This is a genomic window from Streptococcus fryi (assembly GCF_053206505.1).
The window spans coordinates 1-1319 of sequence record NZ_JBRUGW010000075.1; the positions used below are offsets into that span (position 1 = coordinate 1).

Below are 1319 nucleotides of genomic sequence, written 5' to 3' on the forward strand. Positions count from 1 at the left end.
AACAATAAAATTCCTTGAAGAAATGAATTCTTCAAGGGATTTTTGGATAACAAATGTCAATCATCTGTCTTATCCCATAATGGTGATGGATATTCTGAAGGTAGTCCTAATTGCATATTCAGTTTATTAGATTCTATAACAAGTTCTAATTTTTCAAAGAAATCTTGTTTTGCATCTTCAAAATTTTCGTGTTCCTTACTATGTCCAACAATATACGACCTGTCATCTCTCCCATCAACATAAAATTTCCCATTTTTTTGATAAAGATGAAAAGCCCAAGGAAGTCTCTTGGTCTCATCAAATAGAACATAATGCAAACTATCAAAATTACGTTTTTTGATTTCTTGTTCTACGAGGTTTTTCATAGTTTCATTCTCAATCATCTGTATTGTCCCACAGTGGAGAAGAATATTGAGTAGGCCAATCATTATCAATATAATATTTGTTTCTTAAAACAACATGATCCAATAATTCTATAAATTTATTTTTTGCTTCCTCGAAATTTAAATATTGAAAATCCCCTCCTTTACTAGCCCTATCCATTGTAGCATATACCAAATAGAGATGTTTGCAATCATCAAACTCAATTCTTACTTCCCACTCTAATGGTCTATGTTCATTAAAAATAGAATATCTCAGACTTTTATAGCCCTTATTTTCTATTTCGTCTACTAACTTTTTCTTTTCCAATTCTAAATTTATCATTATTGTACCTCCTTGATAAAGCCTAATTTTTCATACCAATTAACAGATGTACCCAACTTAATTTGAATACCTCCACCTTGTCCAAATACTTTAGCGACTTGACCTTTTTGAGGATTATATATATCTTCTGGACCAAATTTGAAATCTTTCATGTCCATTTCTAATTGTTGTCTATCTAATGGACTTAATTCTTTAAAAGCTACTTCATAATTAGACTTATTTATATCCTTAACCACCTCATACTTATGATAAGGCTGATAGCCTTCTGGATAAGGCAAGCCACGAGTTTCATAAGGTAATTTCTGCCCATTCTCAAGCGGACTGGTGAATCGTCCGCCACTATTCCCGTACCTATCAATGAATTGCCTAGCTTTCAGATTGGCTGGTTCTGTGATGGGGTTGCCAGCACTATCTGTAACGAAACCATCAGTACCTTTTGGCGGCCATTTGATATGACCTTCCGAATCTAGATAGCTTCTCGAACGCACTGGTACAGGTTTCCCATCAGTAATATCCGCTGATAAGTAACCTCGTTTTCCATTTGGAAGTTCTACTCGCTCCGCAAAATACTTACCTTGTAAGGCATACTCTTTACGGAGGTAGTCATCAAATTT

3 protein-coding genes are annotated in these 1319 nt (G+C 34.2%); all 3 read right to left on the reverse strand.

What is annotated here, in order from left to right; genetic code table 11:
* Positions 1 to 56: 56 nt before the first annotated feature.
* A complete protein-coding gene (locus ACVRZH_RS10105) occupies positions 57 to 383 on the reverse strand; it encodes an Imm59 family immunity protein (RefSeq protein WP_447455140.1) in 327 nt (108 codons plus the stop codon).
* On the reverse strand, positions 376 to 705 hold the full coding sequence (locus tag ACVRZH_RS10110) for an Imm59 family immunity protein (RefSeq protein ID WP_447455141.1): 330 nt from the start codon (positions 703 to 705) through the stop codon (positions 376 to 378). Before ACVRZH_RS10110 ends, ACVRZH_RS10105 begins: the two co-directional genes overlap by 8 nt.
* Positions 705 to 1319, reverse strand: a 615-nt coding sequence (locus ACVRZH_RS10115) for a TNT domain-containing protein (protein WP_447455142.1), incomplete at its 5' end; no start/stop codon positions are given. The genes ACVRZH_RS10110 and ACVRZH_RS10115, both read right to left, overlap by 1 nt.